This is a genomic window from Vibrio sp. 1874, assembly GCF_033344395.1.
GTDB classification, from domain to species: Bacteria; Pseudomonadota; Gammaproteobacteria; order Enterobacterales; family Vibrionaceae; genus Vibrio; species Vibrio alginolyticus.
On the sequence record NZ_JAWPOR010000076.1, the window covers coordinates 1 to 1526 of the forward strand.

A 1526-nucleotide genomic window follows, 5' to 3' on the forward strand; every position below is an offset into this window, starting at 1 on the left:
ATAGTCGAACAAATTGTTAATCGTGAAATTGACTCGGTCATCGTGTACGAATCTGACCAAGTTATAGCTTTTGCAGATCATGATCCAATCAACTTTGGGCATATTTTAATTTGTCCTAAGACTCAATACCGTACATTCATTGACCTGCCTGAGTCTGTGTTTTTTGAGATCACCGACGTTGCAAGAGATTTATATAAACGTATAGAAGCTAAGTTCAATCCCGATGGTATCGGCTTTATGCAAAACAATGGAGAAGCACCTCATTTCAACGAGCTCGATCACTACCATTTGCATATTTTCCCTAGGTTTCATGGAGACCAGTACGGTTGGGTTAGTAGTGAACTTGGAATTCAAACTATGGATAAACTAAGAGAATCACTTAAAGGTCTATGAGCATTGAAAAAGTATGCTAACAAATTGTTCAAGAGTGATTCGGCACGCGTGGCATTTTTACTATGCGTTGGTTTTGGTGGTTAAGGTGTTATGCGGAAGCATCGGTATTGCGTGCCTCACACCTTAACAAGGCGTTAGTATTCAGGAGGAAAATTAGTGCTTCATCAGATAGACAAATATCAGTGTTCTGCTTGCAACATTAAATCCAAACATATCACCGTATTGATTAGGAGCCCTAGTCCTTTTGCTGGTGTAAAACATCAAAAGTGTAAAGAGTTTATAGCAGGGTTAATCAAAGGTTGGGCAGTTGGCCCATTTTTAGCTTCTATGGATGAGTTTTCTCGACATACGATCTGTGAAAACTGTGGTATCAAGACGGTAGAGAACTGATAAGTAAGACTTCTTTCTAAGTTCGGTGTAACAGGTTGGGTCTGAATACTAACAAACTGTTCAAGAGTGATTCGCAACGCGTGGCATTTTCGTCATGCGTTGATGTAAGTGATTAAGGTGGTATGCGGCGGCATCGGTATTGCGTTGCTCACACCTTAACAGGGCGTTAGGTGCTTGAAGGAAAAGGTAAGTATGGAAATTACTTTTCGGCAGATAAACATTGATGATTTCGAATTATGCGTTGCTGCAAGAAAAGATGCATACTTTTGTAGTTTTGGGCATTACGATGGTTTCGATGACTTCATCAGTGGTTATCGTGAACGAGTATTAGACCGGGTAGCAACATCAGGATGGTTCTATATCCATATATTTGTGGATGGTCAGTTTGCAGGGCAGTTAGAGTTTCGTAGCTTTTCACCCGAGCCGGGGACTGGCTATGTACATCTCATTTACTTAAAGCCGAATTTTCGTGGTTCAGGACTCGCTGCAAAATTGCAGGATTATATTGTAAGCACTTTGAGTAAAGCGGGTTGTTTGCGTGCTGTACTTTCAGTAAGCCGAACTAACCATCGAGCTCTTACATTCTATAAGCGTCATGGTTGGGAGTTCGTGCGCAAGAATCCCAAGCACGATGAAACAGACTTTTACCAACTTTGGCTACGCACCTAACAAACTGTTCAAGAGGGATTCGCAACGCGTGGCATTTTCACTATGCGTTGATTTTAGTGATTAAGGTGGTTTGC

General features: G+C 41.3%; 3 protein-coding genes. All 3 read left to right on the forward strand.

From position 1 onward, the window contains the following. Positions 1 to 393: HIT family protein (locus tag R8N46_RS24640; RefSeq protein ID WP_318098559.1), on the forward strand; the 393-nt coding region annotated here is incomplete at its 5' end. Positions 394 to 549: 156 nt separating this feature from the next. Beyond that, positions 550 to 783: a hypothetical protein gene (locus tag R8N46_RS24645; RefSeq protein WP_115386075.1), complete on the forward strand. Its 234-nt coding sequence runs from the start codon at positions 550 to 552 to the stop codon at positions 781 to 783. Between the two features lie 192 nt (positions 784 to 975). Then, positions 976 to 1452, forward strand: a complete 477-nt coding sequence (locus tag R8N46_RS24650) for a GNAT family N-acetyltransferase (protein WP_064354096.1) — start codon at positions 976 to 978, stop codon at positions 1450 to 1452. Positions 1453 to 1526: the final 74 nt, after the last annotated feature.